This is a genomic window from Bacillus cereus (assembly GCF_007678085.1).
GTDB lineage: Bacteria > Bacillota > Bacilli > Bacillales > Bacillaceae_G > Bacillus_A > Bacillus_A cereus_BE.
The window spans coordinates 184575-200780 of sequence record NZ_VEDW01000001.1 but is presented as its reverse complement, the minus strand read 5'-3'; the positions used below and the strand labels follow the sequence as shown (position 1 = coordinate 200780).

Sequence of the window (16206 nt, the reverse complement as noted above, 5' to 3'; positions counted from 1 at the left end):
ACTGGAGGTTCTTAATATGAGAATTAATACAAACATTAATAGCATGCGTACACAAGAATACATGCGACAAAATCAAGACAAAATGAACACTGCAATGAACCGTTTATCTAGCGGTAAATCTATTAATAGTGCGGCTGACGATGCGGCTGGTTTAGCTATCGCTACTCGTATGCGTGCAAAAGAAGGCGGATTAAACGTTGGGGCGCGTAACACACAAGATGCTATGTCTGCTTTACGTACTACTGACTCGGCTTTAAATTCTATTTCTAACATCTTACTTCGTATGCGTGACCTTGCTACTCAATCTGCGAACGGTACGAATGGTAGTAAGGATCAAGATTCTTTACAATTAGAGTTCAACGAATTAAGCACAGAAATTGGTCATATCGCAGGAAAAACTAACTTTAATGGTAAGAATTTATTAGCTGCAAAGGGAGCAGATATTGATATCCAACTTTCTGATGTATCTGGCGATAAACTTACAATTAAATCAGTTGATGCAACAGCAACTGGGCTCAATCTTAAGGAAACTATTGGATCTACCGGGAAGGCTGCGGAATCAATTAAAGAACTTGATACAGCTATCCAATCCATTGCTGATATGCGCGCAACATTCGGTTCTCAATTAAATCGCTTAGATCATAACTTAAACAATGTCAACAGCCAATCTACTAACATGGCGGCTTCTGCTTCGCAAATTGAAGACGCTGACATGGCAAAAGAAATGTCTAACATGACAAAATTTAAAATCTTAAACGAAGCTGGTATTAGCATGCTTTCTCAAGCTAACCAAACGCCTCAAATGGTTTCTAAATTATTACAGTAATCTATTTTCTAATTAATTACTCTCTGTATTACAGAGAGTAATTATATATATTTAAAAACTACTGGAGGTTCTTAACATGAGAATTAATACAAATATTAATAGCATGCGTACACAAGAATACATGCGTCAAAATCAAGACAAAATGAACACTGCAATGAACCGTTTATCTAGCGGTAAATCTATTAATAGTGCGGCTGACGATGCGGCTGGTTTAGCTATCGCTACTCGTATGCGTGCAAAAGAAGGCGGATTAAACGTTGGAGCGCGTAACACACAAGACGCTATGTCTGCTTTACGTACTACTGACTCTGCTTTAAATTCTATTTCTAACATCTTACTTCGTATGCGTGACCTTGCTACCCAATCTGCAAACGGTACAAATGGCGGCAACGATAAAGATTCCCTAAACTTAGAATTTACAGCATTACAAGAGGAAATTGGCCACATCGCAGGAAAAACTAACTTTAACGGAAAAAGTTTATTAGCTGCGCCTGGAGCAGCTAATAATATTAGCATTCAGCTTTCTGATGTGTCAGGCGACAATCTTACACTTACAGCTGTTGATGCAACAGCTACTACAGGGCTTGGTCTTACAAAAACTATCGGAGCGCCAACACCGCCTGTAACACCACCTGTAACACCGCCTGTAACACCTGCACCACCTGCTACAGATAACGACGCTGCAGGTGCCATTGTACAACTAGATAAAGCTATCCAAACAGTTGCTGACATGCGTGCAACTTTCGGGTCTCAATTAAACCGTTTAGACCATAACTTAAACAACGTGAACAGCCAATCTACTAATATGGCAGCGGCCGCTTCTCAAATCGAAGATGCTGACATGGCGAAAGAAATGTCTGAAATGACGAAATTCAAAATCTTGAACGAAGCTGGCATTAGCATGCTTTCTCAAGCTAACCAAACTCCTCAAATGGTTTCTAAATTATTACAATAATCCATTTGAGTTAGTTTCATGAATAAACCTCTCTGTATGCGGAGAGGTTTATTTTTTCTATATAGATGAATTATTTGTAAGTTCCTTCTTTTTAGGTAGAAGAGAGCGTTCGTGTGGCACAGAAGTGATCAATGCCTATCTCTATTCCCCCTCTCATGTTAAAACAAGATTAGAAGATTAGAAGATAAGCATAAGTCCCTTTTTCTTTTCGCAATTATTTATTGACTTTAAGACCATATAAAAATCTATAAGATAAGGAGTGTATATTATGTGTATTAGTACGAACGTTTTAAGTATGAATACTAGGCAATCGTTGTATGAGAATGAAAAATGTATGAATGCTACGATGGGGTATTTAGCAACTGGTAAGAAGTTAAACCATACATCTGATAATCCAACAAATGTTGCGATTGTGACTCGTATACATGCAAGAGCGAACGGTATGTGCATTACGATTCGAAATAATAAGGATGCAATATCAATGCTTCGCATAGCGGAAGCTGCTCTTCAAACTGTTACGAATATTTTACAGCGTATGCGTGATTTAGCTGCACAATCTGCAAACAGTACAAACTCAAACCATGATTCACTAAATAAAGAGTTCCAGTCTTTAACAGAGCAAATTGACTATATTGATGCTAAGACTGGTTTTAATGATTTATCTGTATTTGACGGACAAAATCGTCCTGTTTTGTTAGATGATATTGATCATACAGTAAATATAACAAAACATATTCCCCCTTCCCCTACACAACATGACATTAAGATTTCAACTGAACAAGAAGCAAGAACGACGATTCACAAAATTGAAGAGGCACTACAAAATGTATCACTTCATCGTGCCGATCTTGGCGCTATGATTAACCGTCTGCAATTTAATATCGAAAATTTAAATAGTCGAAGTATAGCACTAACAGATGCATCTTCTCAAATAGAAGATGCATCTATGGCGCAAGAAATGAGTAGCTTTATTAAGTATAATTTATTTACCGAAGTTGCACTTAGTATGGCTTCACAATCAAATCAAATTCCGCAAATGGTTTCTAAGTTACTGCACTCATAATTACCATTTGCTCCTTCACTAAGCTTCCATACAGAACAAAAGGGAGATACATATAAACTATGTATCTCCCTTTTGTTCTGTACCCAATACTTCTATGGCGCTATCGTCATAACTTGTCCTCTACGGTCGATCCTTATTTTCATCTTTCCGTCTTGTGCGTTATATAATCCTAGTTTATGTAATTCTATTTTACATTCTTGTACGAAGGTTGGTAATTTACGAATTTGATCGACATCCGAACTTTTAATGAAATAAGTTAAATGTTGCGTCATATCTTTCACATCTTGCACAAGTTCTTCTTTTTCTCGTTTTAACCTTTCATTTTCCAATTGTAGCGCTCGCAATTCACTTTCTAGAATACTCCTACTTGATTCCTCTTTGAAGTGCCCTGCGGCCATGCTAGAAAGCTTATAAATACCTTCCATAAACTGATGTAATTCATTTTCTTTTCTTTCACTATGTTGACTAATTGTTTCAAAGTTATCAACGATACCAGATATAACTGTTACAAGGCTTTTTTCATTCTCTTTATGCTGTACTTCCTCTATTAATACGTGATTGTTTTCTTTTTTCATTTCAACGATTGCTTCTTTTACAGGTGTATATTTTCGCTTTCGTCCAGGTTTTTGCTTTTCAATATTTTCAAACGGTATTTCGCATTTTTTTAATTTGTAATACGTATTTTGTAATTGACTTTCTGTTTTCGGGAAAAGATTTAGTTCGTTTTTACTAACGTATTTTGAAATATTAATAATGTTTAAACCGTGACGTTGGCAAAATTGATACACTTCATACAGTAACTCTAGTTCAGACTTCAGCCATGTAATCGCTGACTTTTCATATACTCGCATCCCGCCATGTTTTTCTATATCTATTTGAAATAATACCATTCTATTATGTAAATCAACTAGTTCTTCATACTTTACTTGGAATTGTTTTTCTATTTTTTTTAATTCCGCTTCTAGTTGCGTATCGTTCATTTTATTATTTGACATGTTTTGTAAGAGACTTAATACATTGATTGCTGTGTGGTGATACATAATCTGTGCCACTCCCCCTCATCCTTTCGCAATTCTCATCTGACTCCCATGTCTTTTCAGAAAATAGCAATTTTTACATATCCATATTATAACATTTCGAAATTATCTGTCAAATAATAAACATACAAAAATGTATAGAAAGTATAGAAATAGAAAAAAGGATTTTTCAATTAATATGTATAATTGCATATTAATCACATTTAATTATATTATATGGTATTTAGAATGTATTTTCACCGAAAAAGTTTGCGTTACCACGAAATATTTCTAAAATAATCCAAAGATACGTTTTCTTATATTTTCAAATAAGAAAAGCCTATTACTTATTCATTACACCACTTGAAAATCCCAAAATAAGGACTATACATACAGCTACAAACACTCCAGACACCTTTTATGTTTTTGCCTGTACAGCGTATAGAATAAGAAAAAGGAACTAGCCAATACTACACATGGCTAGTTCCCTTCTCTCCACTAAAAGAATAGAGTTGTAAATAGAATCTGCAAATCCTCACTTCTTCTACTTACCTAAAACTACTCCATATCTCTGGTCTCACATCGCTCAGGGCTCTATTAAGCACTAAGCGCTCCCACACATGCTAGAGCTTCTATTCAAGCAAAAATAACGCTTTTAAACCTCTTTTACAACACTAACTTATCTACTAAGCCGATTAACTCTTGAATATCTGGCTTACTTACTTGAGCATTTGCTCCTACAGCTTCGCCTTTATGGAATAATTCATTTGTAATTAATGAAGAGAAAATAACGACTGGTAAACGATTCATTATTTCACTATCTTTAATTACTTTCGTTAAATGGTGTCCATCCATTTTCGGCATTTCAATATCCGTAATTAGCAAGTGAATATGTTCAAACATTTTTTCCCCTTGCTCTTTCGCTAGCTTTTCAATTTGCGCTAACGCTTCTGCACCATTGCTGAAGAAGTTCATTTTCGTATATCCAGCTGATGATAATGTTTCTTCTAATATTTGACGAAGCATCGCTGAATCTTCCGCAATATAAATAACTTTTTCAGCACGATCTGTTTTTTGCTCTAAACCTGCAAGTGATTTATTGTCATAACCAGTGTTGCTAATTTCGCAAACAATCTTTTCATAATCTAATAGTAAGATGATTTTTCCATCTAGTTTTACAATACCAGATGTCGTTTCTTCTAGTCCCATAGACAATGAAGCTGGTTCATCAATTTGTTCCCAAGAAATACGTTGAATACGATGCACTTCATCCACACGGAAAATAACTTTCATTTGGTTTAATTCTGAAATGATAAATTTCGTTTGATCAAGCGGCTTTGTCGATTTTAAATTAAGAGCTGTCGCTAAGTTAATAACAGGTAAAATTTCACCACGTACTTGAACAACACCTTCAACTGCATGATGAGATTCTGGAACAGTTGTAACAGGGAATGGATTAATGATTTCACGTACTTTCATTACGTTAATACTAAATAGGTTTTCACCAACAGTATATGTAACAATCTCTAATTCATTTGTTCCGCTTTCTAATAAAATACTTTGTGCTTGTGACATAAAGGTGTCGCTCCCCTTTCATTATTTCCGTATATCTAATTATTAAGCTTTATTAAAACGAAAAAGTCAACTACCTATACGAAAAATATAGATAGTCGAACCATTCATTTCTTTATTTAAAAAGTCGATTAATCTTGTATAAACGAAGCAAGCGCCTCTAATAACACTTCTTGTGCTCCTACAATTTCTGTCGGCATTGCTTCCCATTTTTTCGAAAGCTCTGTTTCTACTCTTATTCTTAACTCTGCGTTCATTTCTTCTAGCACATATTCTTTCGTTGCTATATCAACATCCAGTAGCGCAAGCGCATATAGTTCCGGATCATTTATTTTTTCAAATAATCGTTTTAATACTGCCGGTGCTATATGTTTTAATTTTTCAATATGAATTTCTTTATCCGAAAATAGTAACTCATATTGAATAAACGTAACATTTTCTTTAATTACTTTAAAATAGCAATTATTTTTTTTATCATTTACAAAATAACCGTTCGAATCTGCAATAATACTCTCTACTTTACGAATTAAATCCGGCAAACTACTCGCCGCCATTACAGTCCGCTGCTCAACCTCACTCGGCGAAATGAATGTAACGCGATACTTATTCTGCGCCATCCTCCTCACCTCTCCTTTTATAGAAATTCAGTCTAATTGTATATAACTTAAACGTATTTTATACCACTGCTTCTAGACTAGGATAAATCCTATCTTCAACCGCTTTAGAACCAATCGATATCTCCGGCCTTACATACCAGTCAAGAATCTATTAAGTACTAAGCGCCACTACACTTCGCTTACCTCTTCTTCAACTATCCTAGCAACTCTACATATCTCTGGTCTTAAACACCGGTCGAGACTCTATTAGGTACTGACCGCTCCAAAACACCGCCAGGACCTCTCTCAAAACCTAAAAAAGAGCTTTTAAGATCTTTTTAAGAGCTTTTCAGTAACTCGATGTTATTGAACCAAAACGCTATCTGCTGATCCGCAATATCCGGCAACGTAACAAAAAACTCACGACACTTCATCTCATCTTTAAACAGTTGATACTTCCAAACCTCATCGCTACCAACACTTAAGAAATAAAATTCGTGAATACGACCAATGATTGCTTGTTTTTCACCAAATGAGTACGGAGGTACTTGCTTAATTTCAAATTGATCTGGTAAATATACATGCTCTTCTCGTTCCATTTTTAACACTTGCTCGGCAAGTTCACGTTTATTTTCGAAAAAAGGCAATTGTAAAATTCGCTCTTGTCTTGTCATACGAATAAAAAACCCTTTCTACTACATTACAATTTTTCTTTATTATATATTATCGAATTAAGTTTACAACTTCATTTAATACTTCATCTGATACTTTAATTACTTTCGCATTTCCTTGGAATCCGCGTTGGTATAACATTAAGTCAACGAATTCTACAGATAAATCTACGTTTGAACTTTCTCTCGCACCACCACGTACATTACCTGCACCATTCTCACCTGCAACCCCTACTCCTGGGATACCTGCTGATGGTGTTGCAATATAATTACCGTTTCCTGATTTCATTAGCCCGCCTGCATTCGGGAATGTAGATACTGCTAATTGTCCTACAACTTTCATACTACCGTCTGAATATCTCATCATAATGAAACCACCGTCAGAAATCGAGTAATCATTTGCAATAGCTGCTGGACGTCCCGTTACTTCTGTCGCTGCAATTGTTTTTCCAGTTGGGTAGTTCGTTAAACCACTTAAATTTAAATCCAACTCACCAGCCCCAAAAGGAATTTTAACAGTTCCACCATTTATAATTTCATCTGTTTGAGGATCCCTTTGTACATCCACATCCAGTTTTTCTAACTTACCTACTTTATCGAATTTAAGCTCTTTTATTAATGGCGTACCACCAGCCCCATTAATAGGCGAAAATTCTTTTTCATTTTTGGAATTATTTCTTAAAGATAAAGTATAAGTATATTCCCCAGCAATTGGTGTTTCTACTGTTTTATCTCCTACCGTCTCTGTTCTTGTTTTTTGTTTAATATCCATACGTAATGTTAATGAATTTCCTTCATCATCATATACTGTAAAATCTTTTGATGCTGTTAATTGATTACGAGATAAGTTCCCACTAATTGACGCTTTGTCAGTTTGAATACCACCAACAGCTGTTCCGACTGGAATTTTAATTGGATTTGGTTGTGAGGAGAAATCTATATCTTGTGTTCCCGGTTTTACACCATATCCTAATACGTATTGACCACCCGTAGTCGTTACAAAGTTATCCATCGATACACCGAATGTACCTTTTCTTGTATATTCTACATTTCCACCATTTCTATCACCGACCATAAAGAAACCAGTTCCTTCAATTGCCGTTTCCATTTTATCGCCTGTTAAAGAAATTGAACCATCACTGTAATCTGTAGCTGTCCCACTAAATTTCACACCATTACCAATACTTTTTGGATTCGTACCAGCATAAGAACCATCACCACGAGAACCGACAGTGTTATTATATAGTAAATCATCAAATATAGCTTTTTGCTTCTTATATCCTGTTGTTTGTGCATTCGCAATATTGTTTGAAGTAACACTTAATGCATTTTGCGTCGCATTCATTCCTGTAATACTTGTATATAGCGCTTTAATCATAACTTATGTACACTCCTTATTTATTTTCTGAAACCTCTTCCGTTTCTCCAGTCGTTTCTGTATTTTCTTTTTTCTCGTCTTCTGGATTTGTTTCTGCTATCGGTTTATCTGAAACTCTTTCTACAAAACGAAGTGAGACAACTTGATTATCAACTATAAGTTGCACATCGTTATTTTCGGCAAGTCGAACTGTTTCCACCTGGCCAGTCACTTGCTCTCCCTTATCATTTACACCTCTAACGTACTTTCCTAAAAACTTCATCCCTCCATCAAGAGCTGTCGAATACATCGTTGATTGCAGTTTATCTACTGCTTTCGTCATATTCTGTACTTGCTCCATAAGAGATAGTTGTGCTGTTTGGTTCATCATTTGGTTCATATCCATTGCATTAAATGGATCCTGGTGTTGAAAACTAGCTAAAAACAGCTTTAGGAAGTCATCTTTATTCATAATACCGGGTGTTTTTTGATTACTTTCTGCTACCCCATTTGTTTGTTGCACTGGTGATTGCACACCGTTACTAGACGTATTATTATTCTGTGCTCCTGCTTGCAATGGAATATGATTTGTACTCGTTGTATTTAATCCAACTGTTGGCACGCTTTATTCCTCCAATAATCCCGCAAATTCTTTTGATTCTTGTTTCTCATGTTTCGTACTTGCTAATTGTTGTTTTTGCCTTTGTTCTTGCTCTCGCTGTTCTTTACGATTTTCATCTTTATCTGAATAGCTAATTTGAATATTGATTTCTTTTTCTTTTAACTTCAATCTCAATTCATCAAAAATGATTTCCACACGTTTTTTCGCATCGTGTTTTTCCATTTCCACATGAACATCAATTTGATCTCCATGTTTTTTCATAAACACTGTTAATGTACCAAGTTTTTCTGGATTTAACTGAAATAAAACACGTTCTTGTTTCACTACAAATTTTTGTAGTGCTTCTACTTGTGCTTCCATTTTCTTTCCTAAGTCAGGCAATGAAACTTTCTCACCGCCACTATTGGATTTTCCTATTTGATTGGTACTCGTCGCTTTATTTAATAACTCCGCACCCGCAGAATTCGAATCGTTGAATACATCGCCTTCTGGCAACTCTATCTTTACATCCTCGCTCTCAGCTGTCGGAAGATCTACATCTTTAGAATCTTCTTGTTTCTTTGCAATATTACAAGTCTCTGTTTCTACAACTTTCAATACTTGCATCATTTGCTCCGGCATCTTCACTTTATCTAATGCCATTTGCATTGTATCTTCTAAACATATAGCATTTTTGATATTCATATTAGAAAGGAGTTCTTGTAATTGTTGTAATTCACCTGCGGGTAATTCGTTAAGTTTTATATTTCCATATTCTTTATATAGCTCTTGTATTTTTTGTATGTATTGATATAACAATTCTGGCTGCACACGTAATTGCTCAATTGCAACCATTTGCTCAGATACAGCTAATAATAACTGTTCTGTCTCTTTTTTTTCTTCTTTCTTTACATTAGGCTCTTCTTTCGTTGCCGATTTTTTAGAAAGAATGTTTTCTTTTCTATCTTCTGGTGCATCTTCTCGCTTTGTTTTCTCCGTTTTCGGCTGCTGTTTATTTTCCATCCTCATCGCACGATCGAATGAAGAATCTTCACTTTTGGATTGTACTTCTAGCCCTTTTTCTTTTTGCGGAGGTAAACTTTGTTGCACCGGTAATACAGACTGTATCACTACATTCACCTCATCCATTCATACACATTTTCAAATCAAGAAGCATTTTTTCTTCCTGCTTTTCTCGTACTTTTGCAAGCTTTCTACAATCTTCTTGATACATCTCATCAATGACACGTTCTTTTTCTTTTACTTGTTCTAAAAGGCTTTCATTTTTTCGAATAAAATCTTCTGTTTTTTTAATTTTCCGATTCCATTCTTCTATTCTTTCAGGTGAAAACGTATGTGAGGAAAGCATACCAGCCATAATACGTTGCCCAGTTTGTACGACTTTACTACGCGATTTTACAACATATAAATCATATTCTTTTTTTTGTTCTATTTTTCTTTTTTCAGCTGTTAATTCATACACTTCTTTCAAAATCTGTTCTTTTTCTTGATTTATTTGCAATTTTATCGTGTCGTACTGCTGCTTATCCACCTGTTTTCATAGCCCCTTCCTATTATAACGCTCTCTTTTTCTATTATATAGTTTTTTTACAAAAAAATCTGTGAAATATTAAAAAACAAAAAAATAAGACCTGCAGGGCGCGAGGTCTTATACAATATGGTGCACCGCTTGAACAATATCGTCAAATTGGAAACGATCTGATCGACCTTGTTTTAAAAATGAATTTATACCTTCTACTTTATTTTTGCATTCAAAAACATAAGCATTTTCTTCATTTTCTTGAATCGTTCCTAATTTGAAATATAATTCATTTTCTTTATAAATTGATAAAATTTTTCTCATTTCATTTGCCAGTTGCCAATGGGTTGGCGAAACGATTTCTTCCATAATCCTACTTACTGAATCTAACACCGAAATAGCAGGATAATGACTGAGAGTTGCAAGTTCACGTTTTAATACAATATGTCCATCTAAAATACCACGTGCTAAATCTGGTACAGGACCGTTTAAATCGTCTCCATCAACGAGTACAGTGTAAATACCTGTTATAGACCCCTTTTGCGTTTTCCCGGATCGCTCTAACAGCTTTTTCATATAACTTTCCATTAAGAGTGTTTTACCACCAATCGGTAACTCTTTAACGGCAATATCAACACTCCTACGCGCATCAGCAAAACGAGTAACAGAGTCCATCATAAGTAGTACGTTATTGCCTTGGTCTCGGAAGTATTCAGCGATAGATGTTGCAAGCTTAGCTGCGCGAAGTTGCATAAGGTGACTTTCATCTGACGTCGCTACGACAACGACGCTTTTCTTCATGCCTTCCTCACCTAATTCTTTTCGAATAAAGTCTTTTACTTCTCGGCCACGCTCTCCTACTAAACTAATAACGTTTATATCAGCTTTTGCATTTTTGGCAATCATTCCGAGTAAAGTAGATTTACCAACACCTGATCCAGCGAAAATACCAATCTTTTGACCGATACCAATTGTTAGCATAGAATCAATAGATTTAATTCCTGTTTCAAATACGTCGGTAATCTCCTCACGTTCAAATGCATGAATAGGCGGAGCATCTAACTTTATTTTTTGCACTGGAATGTTTTCAGCATTTTCATTTAATACTTCGCCATTTGCACTTAACACTTTTCCGAGTAAATGATTCCCACGAGGGATAACAACATCTTCAGCAATTAATGTAACGGAATCTCCGTAACATACCTTTTCTGTCTGTTCAAATGGGAGTAACATATTGTTTTCTTTTTCAATCGCAATTACTTCACATAAGACGCTATGTTCTCCAACGAGACAAACATCTCCGATTTTCGCCTTTGGCCCCTTCGCTACGAAAAACTGCTCTTGTACACTATGAACTTTACCGACTTTCGTATAAAACGGCGTTTCAATAAATGTATTCCATTTTTGGTTTTCATTCATTAACAGTCGATTCATACATTTTGCTCCTCAAACAACTTCTCTTCTTCCCATTTCTGGCGAAGTTTCGCGAATATAGGTGCAAATTTAAATTCAAAGAACTCTTTCTCTTCTTCCAGAACAAATTCACCGAACTGTAAGGAAAAATCGTATTTCCATTCTACTAATTGTAGTAACCAATATTCTTTCGTATTTTCCTTCTCTTCTTGAATACGTTCAAATGTTTCTGGATGTACGGTAATGACTAATTTTTCAAAAGAAGTAGGCAATGTTTGAACGATGCCAGTTAAAATAGGTAACACATCAAGTAATCTAGCATCTACAGCTTGATTCACAATTTTTTCTGCTAGTTGAAAAGATTGATCCCATAACAATTCCGTCCATTCGTATGCTGTTTCTTGTTGATCTTTTTGAAACTGCATATGTGCTGATTCTATCTCTTGCATCTGTTGCTGAACATGCATTCGAAATTGTTCTTGATCCTGTAATAATTGTTGACGCTCTCGCTCTAACATTTGTTGTTCTTTCCTTAGCTGATTGAGTTCAACATGTAATGATTGTTGCTGCGCAAGAAGTTCTTCATGATCTACTTGGATTTCTTCTTCTACGTGAGCTACTATTGGTTTTGGAAATTGTAATTCATACGTTTCTTCAGAAAAAGAAACAGAATTCTTCGGAATTCTGTTTTTAAATAAGGACATCATCTTCACCTCTTTGAACGATAATTCTTCCTTCTTTCTCTAGCTTTTTCACCGTACCTGTAATTGTTTGCTGTGCTTTCTCAGCATCCGTCATCTTAAGCGGTCCTAAGCCATCTAATTCTTCTAGAATCATCTCTTTACGGTTTGAAGACATACATGTAAATAGTTTCTCTTTAATTTCTTCTTTTGCAATTTTAAGTGCTTTCGCAATGACACCGTTATCTGTAATTTCCTCTAATACACGGCGAAGCGCAAGATCTTCAAGACCAAGTAAATCTTCAAAGACAAACATATTTTCTTTAATTTTCTCAGATAACTCATAATCAACTTCATCCAGCTTTTGAAAGACTGTTTTTTCAACGCCTCGTGAAACGTTATTTAAAATGTTCACGATTGTTTTTAAGCCATCTGTTTTATTGATTGCACTAAATGCCATATTATTTAATTTCGCTTTTAATAACTCACCAATTTGATTAATGAGTTCACCGTCAACTTGTTCTAGTTTCGCAATGCCCATTACCGTTTCTACTCGCTTATGGTCTGGCAATCTCTCAATTAACTGCGAAGCAAGCTGCGGTTTAATGTAAGAAGCGATAATTGCAATTGTTTGTGGTGATTCATCATTAAGCACTGTAAGAAGTGGCTCTAAATCTGTAAGTGAATTTAAGAATTCAAATGGATTATCTTTGTTATACCAAAGGTCTTCCAATAATTTTTCAAGCTCATCTTCTGGCATATTTTTAAATATGCGACGAATGTACTCTTTATCTGGAGTGACTAAGTTCAATTCTTTTACATTAAGTTCATATAAGAACTCCCCTAGTACATTCTCTAACGTTTCTGGTTTATATACACGAAACTTCGCGATTTCACGAAGTAACACTTCTTTTTCCTCAGCCGTCATATATTCAATGACTTTCGCTGCCACCTCTTCATTTAATGTACGAATGAGGATGGCAGCTTTTTCTTTGGAGGAGATTTCATCTAACATCGTTGTTCCTCCCTTACTGTCCGTTTAACCATTTTTTAATTACTTTTGCAGTACCTTCTACATGTTCCTTCGTAGCATCCTGTACTTGTTCATCTAACGTCGGTTCTTTCGGCTCTTCTGGTTCAAGTTTTACTTTTGGCTCTGGTACTATTTTCTCTTCAGGAATTTCCATAATACTTTCACTACTTGCAGCAACTTCCTCTTCTGCTAAGTATTCTTCATATTCCTCTTCTTCTTTCTTTCTCTTACGTCTTGCTAAGAAGAACCATATTAGTCCAACAAGCGCTAATAAGCCACCTGTAATTCCACCGATTAACCACCAATTCATACCACTTTCTTCTGGCTCTTTCTTCTTCTCTTCTTTCGGTTGATCAAATTGAACAGTTACAACATTAACTTGACCATTTGTAAAGTTGCCATTTGGATCAGCTTGAAGTCCAGCCGCTGTACCAATTGCTTCTTTGAAAGTTGTCATATCAATTCTTCGTTTTACTAACGTATCATTATCTACCCATACAACAACATTTGTTTTCGTTAATTCTGGATGCTTCTTAATCGTTTCAACTGTTTTATCTATTTCATAGTTTTCGATTTTGTTGCCATTTTTATTATCGTAGACGATTTTGCCATTTTGATTATTGTTCGTACCGTAGTTTGGCACTTCTCCATTTGCTGTAATACCAGCACCTTGCTTCGTATCAGCTCCTTCTTGCGCAGTAGAGCTTTCTTCTTGCTCTTGCTTACTACGAAGTACACCTTTATCGCCATACTTTTCAGACTGACGTGTAACTTCATCGTAGTTTACAGATACTTTCGTATTCACTTTATATTCATTCGGCTTAAACATCGTCATTAATGTTGCATCGATATCTTGCTTTAATTTACCTTCAATTTGGTGTTGCATCTCTACTTCTTTCTCATAAGAAGAAGAACTACTAGAATGTGCTTCATCTGCCCCTTTTGAGATAACACCTTTTTTGCTATCGATAACACTCACTTCTTCGGCTTTTACACCAGGAACTGCCGCACTAATCATTTGCTGTACACCCGCAACTTGATCAGCTGTTAATAGTTGACCACGTTTCACACCAACCGTAATCGCCGCTGTCCCCTTTGCTTTTTCTTCATCAAAAATTGTCTCTTTTTCAGGTAATGTAATTTGAACATTTGCTGTTTCTATAGCCGCAAAGTTCCGTACAATATCTTGCTCTAATTGCTTTTTCGTACCGACAATTTGCTTCATTTTTTTATCTTGCTCACTTGAACCGAGCGAGCTTTCTAATAAAATTTCCTCACCGCTTTTTGAATTAAACGGTAATCCCATTCCATTCATTTCTTTTCGAACCCATGGAGCATCATTCTTTTGCACACGAATCGAACCATCGGCTGCTAATTGGTAATCGACACCTAGCTTCGATAATTCTGCTGTAATCTCTTGCTTGTCTGCATCATTTAAATTTTGATATACAACAACATATTTATCTGGCAAGGTGAAGTATAAAAGTGCTCCTGTTACAATTGCTAAAAGCGCAGCACCAATGACTAACTTATGCCACGTTTTTAACGATTGGAAAACATTTTTTAACTTTTCCATTTAAACACACCCGTCCATTTTCCTAAATTTGCATATTAATTAGTGACTTATAATTTTCAATAAGATTATCACGTACAAGAGCAGCCGTTTTCATTTGAGACTCAGCTTTCTTTTGCTGAATTAAAACGTCATGTGTTTCTCCTACCCCTTTTGTTAGTAAATCATAAACCGCTGTTTGCGCATTGTTTTGTGTTTGATTCATATCTTCCAATAAATCGATAAACTTCTTCCCTTCGACTACAGGTGTTTCTGAAGTTTTCGGTGCGCCAATTGACTGAATCGCGCCAAATGGCTGTGTATGTAACATTGGTTGGATTTTCATCTTCCCCTATTCCCCCTCTATCCTCGACCGATTTCTAAATCTTTATCAAGCATTTTTTTATTCGCATTTAATACACTTGTATTTGCTTCGTACATTTTTTGAGCAACCATTACATTCGTCATTTCAGCAGTCACATCTACATTCGGATAACGTACATATCCTTCTTCATTTGCATGCGGATGCGTCGGATCATACACTAAGTTTTCAGTTTTGTCCGCTTCAATACTTTTTATTTTCACTCCGTTAGTAGGTGTACCGTCTAACATATTTGCAAAACTATTATTTGATTCAAGTACTACACTGCGGCGCTCATACAAATCTGCCTCCGGAGCTGCCGTTGTATTTGCATTTACAATATTATTTGAAGTAACTTCCATCCACTTTCTCGCTGTTGTCAGCCCTGATCCACTTGCATTAATTGCCTGAAACATCGTTGTCTCTCCTTCTACTATTAACGTCCACGCGCTGCTTGGTTAATTGCGTATTGTGTATTAATCGCGTTAATTGAAACACCATATAATTGGTTTGCTTTCATTAAATCTAGCATTTCCGTCGTTACATCCACACTATTTCCATCTTTATTCGTTTGCATTGATTTCGTTTGAATCTTTGCATAAGTATTTTTCGTATTTACTGTCGGTAAGTGCATTTCATTCGTTTGATATAAATCTGGATTGCTTTTTAAATCCGCAGCATTGCTCTTATATAATGCACTACTCTTATTCATTTGCTCAGCAAATGTAACGTCTTGTGCTTTATAGCCAGGTGTATTCGCATTTGCAATATTACTAGAAACGGTATTACGTTTCGTCACTAAATAATTCATATAATGGCTTACATCACTCACTAAATCTGGCATATTCCACACCCTTCCTTTTTAACTTACCATTTTGAACATAATGTGATCCACTGATGGAAGTTTCACTTCATTATTTAATTTTCTATATGTATTTATTAAAATATTAACTATTATGTACCCTTACAT

General features: G+C 35.6%; 18 protein-coding genes. 3 read left to right on the top strand and 15 right to left on the bottom strand.

The genetic code is table 11. The features are described 5' to 3' along the window. Window positions 1–16: 16 nt before the first annotated feature. The 3 genes from FS742_RS01035 to FS742_RS01025 all read left to right on the top strand — a co-directional run bounded on the left by FS742_RS01035 (window position 17) and on the right by FS742_RS01025 (window position 2844). Window positions 17–826: a flagellin N-terminal helical domain-containing protein gene (locus FS742_RS01035; protein WP_144610779.1), complete on the top strand. Its 810-nt coding sequence runs from the start codon at window positions 17–19 to the stop codon at window positions 824–826. A 76-nt stretch (window positions 827–902) separates the two neighbouring features. Further along, on the top strand, window positions 903–1781 hold the full coding sequence (locus FS742_RS01030; RefSeq protein WP_144610777.1) for a flagellin N-terminal helical domain-containing protein: 879 nt from the start codon (window positions 903–905) through the stop codon (window positions 1779–1781). Between the two features lie 268 nt (window positions 1782–2049). Further along, window positions 2050–2844: a flagellin N-terminal helical domain-containing protein gene (locus FS742_RS01025; RefSeq protein ID WP_144610775.1), complete on the top strand. Its 795-nt coding sequence runs from the start codon at window positions 2050–2052 to the stop codon at window positions 2842–2844. Window positions 2845–2936: 92 nt separating this feature from the next. Here FS742_RS01025 and FS742_RS01020 read toward each other — a convergent pair whose 3' ends face one another. The 15 genes from FS742_RS01020 to flgB form a co-directional block, all read right to left on the bottom strand. Then, the gene (locus FS742_RS01020; protein WP_144612042.1) at window positions 2937–3884 is read right to left on the bottom strand and encodes a DNA-binding domain-containing protein; all 948 of its coding nucleotides are present in this window, start codon (window positions 3882–3884) and stop codon (window positions 2937–2939) included. Window positions 3885–4526: 642 nt separating this feature from the next. Beyond that, a complete protein-coding gene (locus FS742_RS01015; protein ID WP_087985623.1) occupies window positions 4527–5435 on the bottom strand; it encodes a chemotaxis protein in 909 nt (302 codons plus the stop codon). A 128-nt stretch (window positions 5436–5563) separates the two neighbouring features. Then, window positions 5564–6049 carry a LysR family transcriptional regulator gene (locus tag FS742_RS01010; RefSeq protein ID WP_144610773.1) on the bottom strand — a complete coding sequence of 162 codons (486 nt, stop codon included), beginning with the start codon at window positions 6047–6049 and terminating at the stop codon, window positions 5564–5566. A gap of 317 nt (window positions 6050–6366) precedes the next feature. Continuing rightward, window positions 6367–6702 (bottom strand): DUF3964 family protein, encoded by a 336-nt coding sequence (locus FS742_RS01005; protein WP_144610771.1) that lies wholly within the window; start codon window positions 6700–6702, stop codon window positions 6367–6369. 49 nt (window positions 6703–6751) lie between these two features. Beyond that, window positions 6752–8077, bottom strand: coding sequence for a flagellar hook protein FlgE (gene flgE / locus FS742_RS01000; RefSeq protein ID WP_144610769.1), 1326 nt, complete (start codon window positions 8075–8077; stop codon window positions 6752–6754). Window positions 8078–8093: 16 nt separating this feature from the next. After that, window positions 8094–8678, bottom strand: coding sequence for a flagellar hook assembly protein FlgD (locus FS742_RS00995; protein WP_144610767.1), 585 nt, complete (start codon window positions 8676–8678; stop codon window positions 8094–8096). Window positions 8679–8681: 3 nt separating this feature from the next. Continuing rightward, entirely contained in the window at window positions 8682–9788 is a 1107-nt protein-coding gene (locus FS742_RS00990) for a flagellar hook-length control protein FliK (RefSeq protein WP_144610765.1), read from the bottom strand. 10 nt (window positions 9789–9798) lie between these two features. After that, window positions 9799–10209 carry a hypothetical protein gene (locus FS742_RS00985; protein ID WP_000360875.1) on the bottom strand — a complete coding sequence of 137 codons (411 nt, stop codon included), beginning with the start codon at window positions 10207–10209 and terminating at the stop codon, window positions 9799–9801. A gap of 117 nt (window positions 10210–10326) precedes the next feature. Next, window positions 10327–11631 carry a flagellar protein export ATPase FliI gene (gene fliI / locus FS742_RS00980; protein ID WP_144610763.1) on the bottom strand — a complete coding sequence of 435 codons (1305 nt, stop codon included), beginning with the start codon at window positions 11629–11631 and terminating at the stop codon, window positions 10327–10329. Further along, entirely contained in the window at window positions 11628–12314 is a 687-nt protein-coding gene (locus tag FS742_RS00975) for a FliH/SctL family protein (RefSeq protein WP_144610761.1), read from the bottom strand. The genes fliI and FS742_RS00975 overlap by 4 nt, the downstream gene beginning before the upstream one ends. Next, the gene (gene fliG / locus FS742_RS00970) at window positions 12301–13305 is read right to left on the bottom strand and encodes a flagellar motor switch protein FliG (RefSeq protein ID WP_063263684.1); all 1005 of its coding nucleotides are present in this window, start codon (window positions 13303–13305) and stop codon (window positions 12301–12303) included. The genes FS742_RS00975 and fliG overlap by 14 nt, the downstream gene beginning before the upstream one ends. 13 nt (window positions 13306–13318) lie before the next feature. Next, window positions 13319–14899, bottom strand: coding sequence for a flagellar basal-body MS-ring/collar protein FliF (gene fliF, locus FS742_RS00965; protein WP_144610759.1), 1581 nt, complete (start codon window positions 14897–14899; stop codon window positions 13319–13321). Window positions 14900–14921: 22 nt separating this feature from the next. Then, window positions 14922–15221 carry a flagellar hook-basal body complex protein FliE gene (fliE, locus tag FS742_RS00960; protein ID WP_063263686.1) on the bottom strand — a complete coding sequence of 100 codons (300 nt, stop codon included), beginning with the start codon at window positions 15219–15221 and terminating at the stop codon, window positions 14922–14924. A gap of 17 nt (window positions 15222–15238) precedes the next feature. Beyond that, window positions 15239–15652: a flagellar basal body rod protein FlgC gene (gene flgC / locus FS742_RS00955; RefSeq protein ID WP_144610757.1), complete on the bottom strand. Its 414-nt coding sequence runs from the start codon at window positions 15650–15652 to the stop codon at window positions 15239–15241. A 20-nt stretch (window positions 15653–15672) separates the two neighbouring features. After that, a complete protein-coding gene (gene flgB / locus FS742_RS00950; RefSeq protein ID WP_260869603.1) occupies window positions 15673–16080 on the bottom strand; it encodes a flagellar basal body rod protein FlgB in 408 nt (135 codons plus the stop codon). Between the last annotated feature and the right edge of the window lie 126 nt (window positions 16081–16206).

Coding starts and splice junctions, on each gene's coding strand:
- FS742_RS01035 (WP_144610779.1), top strand. CDS start 17: ATGAGAATTAATACAAACATTAATAGCATGCGTACACAAGAATACATG.
- FS742_RS01030 (WP_144610777.1), top strand. CDS start 903: ATGAGAATTAATACAAATATTAATAGCATGCGTACACAAGAATACATG.
- FS742_RS01025 (WP_144610775.1), top strand. CDS start 2,050: ATGTGTATTAGTACGAACGTTTTAAGTATGAATACTAGGCAATCGTTG.
- FS742_RS01020 (WP_144612042.1), bottom strand. CDS start 3,884: ATGTATCACCACACAGCAATCAATGTATTAAGTCTCTTACAAAACATG.
- FS742_RS01015 (WP_087985623.1), bottom strand. CDS start 5,435: ATGTCACAAGCACAAAGTATTTTATTAGAAAGCGGAACAAATGAATTA.
- FS742_RS01010 (WP_144610773.1), bottom strand. CDS start 6,049: ATGGCGCAGAATAAGTATCGCGTTACATTCATTTCGCCGAGTGAGGTT.
- FS742_RS01005 (WP_144610771.1), bottom strand. CDS start 6,702: ATGACAAGACAAGAGCGAATTTTACAATTGCCTTTTTTCGAAAATAAA.
- flgE (WP_144610769.1), bottom strand. CDS start 8,077: ATGATTAAAGCGCTATATACAAGTATTACAGGAATGAATGCGACGCAA.
- fliI (WP_144610763.1), bottom strand. CDS start 11,631: ATGAATCGACTGTTAATGAATGAAAACCAAAAATGGAATACATTTATT.
- FS742_RS00975 (WP_144610761.1), bottom strand. CDS start 12,314: ATGTCCTTATTTAAAAACAGAATTCCGAAGAATTCTGTTTCTTTTTCT.
- fliG (WP_063263684.1), bottom strand. CDS start 13,305: ATGTTAGATGAAATCTCCTCCAAAGAAAAAGCTGCCATCCTCATTCGT.
- fliF (WP_144610759.1), bottom strand. CDS start 14,899: ATGGAAAAGTTAAAAAATGTTTTCCAATCGTTAAAAACGTGGCATAAG.
- fliE (WP_063263686.1), bottom strand. CDS start 15,221: ATGAAAATCCAACCAATGTTACATACACAGCCATTTGGCGCGATTCAG.
- flgC (WP_144610757.1), bottom strand. CDS start 15,652: ATGTTTCAGGCAATTAATGCAAGTGGATCAGGGCTGACAACAGCGAGA.
- flgB (WP_260869603.1), bottom strand. CDS start 16,080: ATGCCAGATTTAGTGAGTGATGTAAGCCATTATATGAATTATTTAGTG.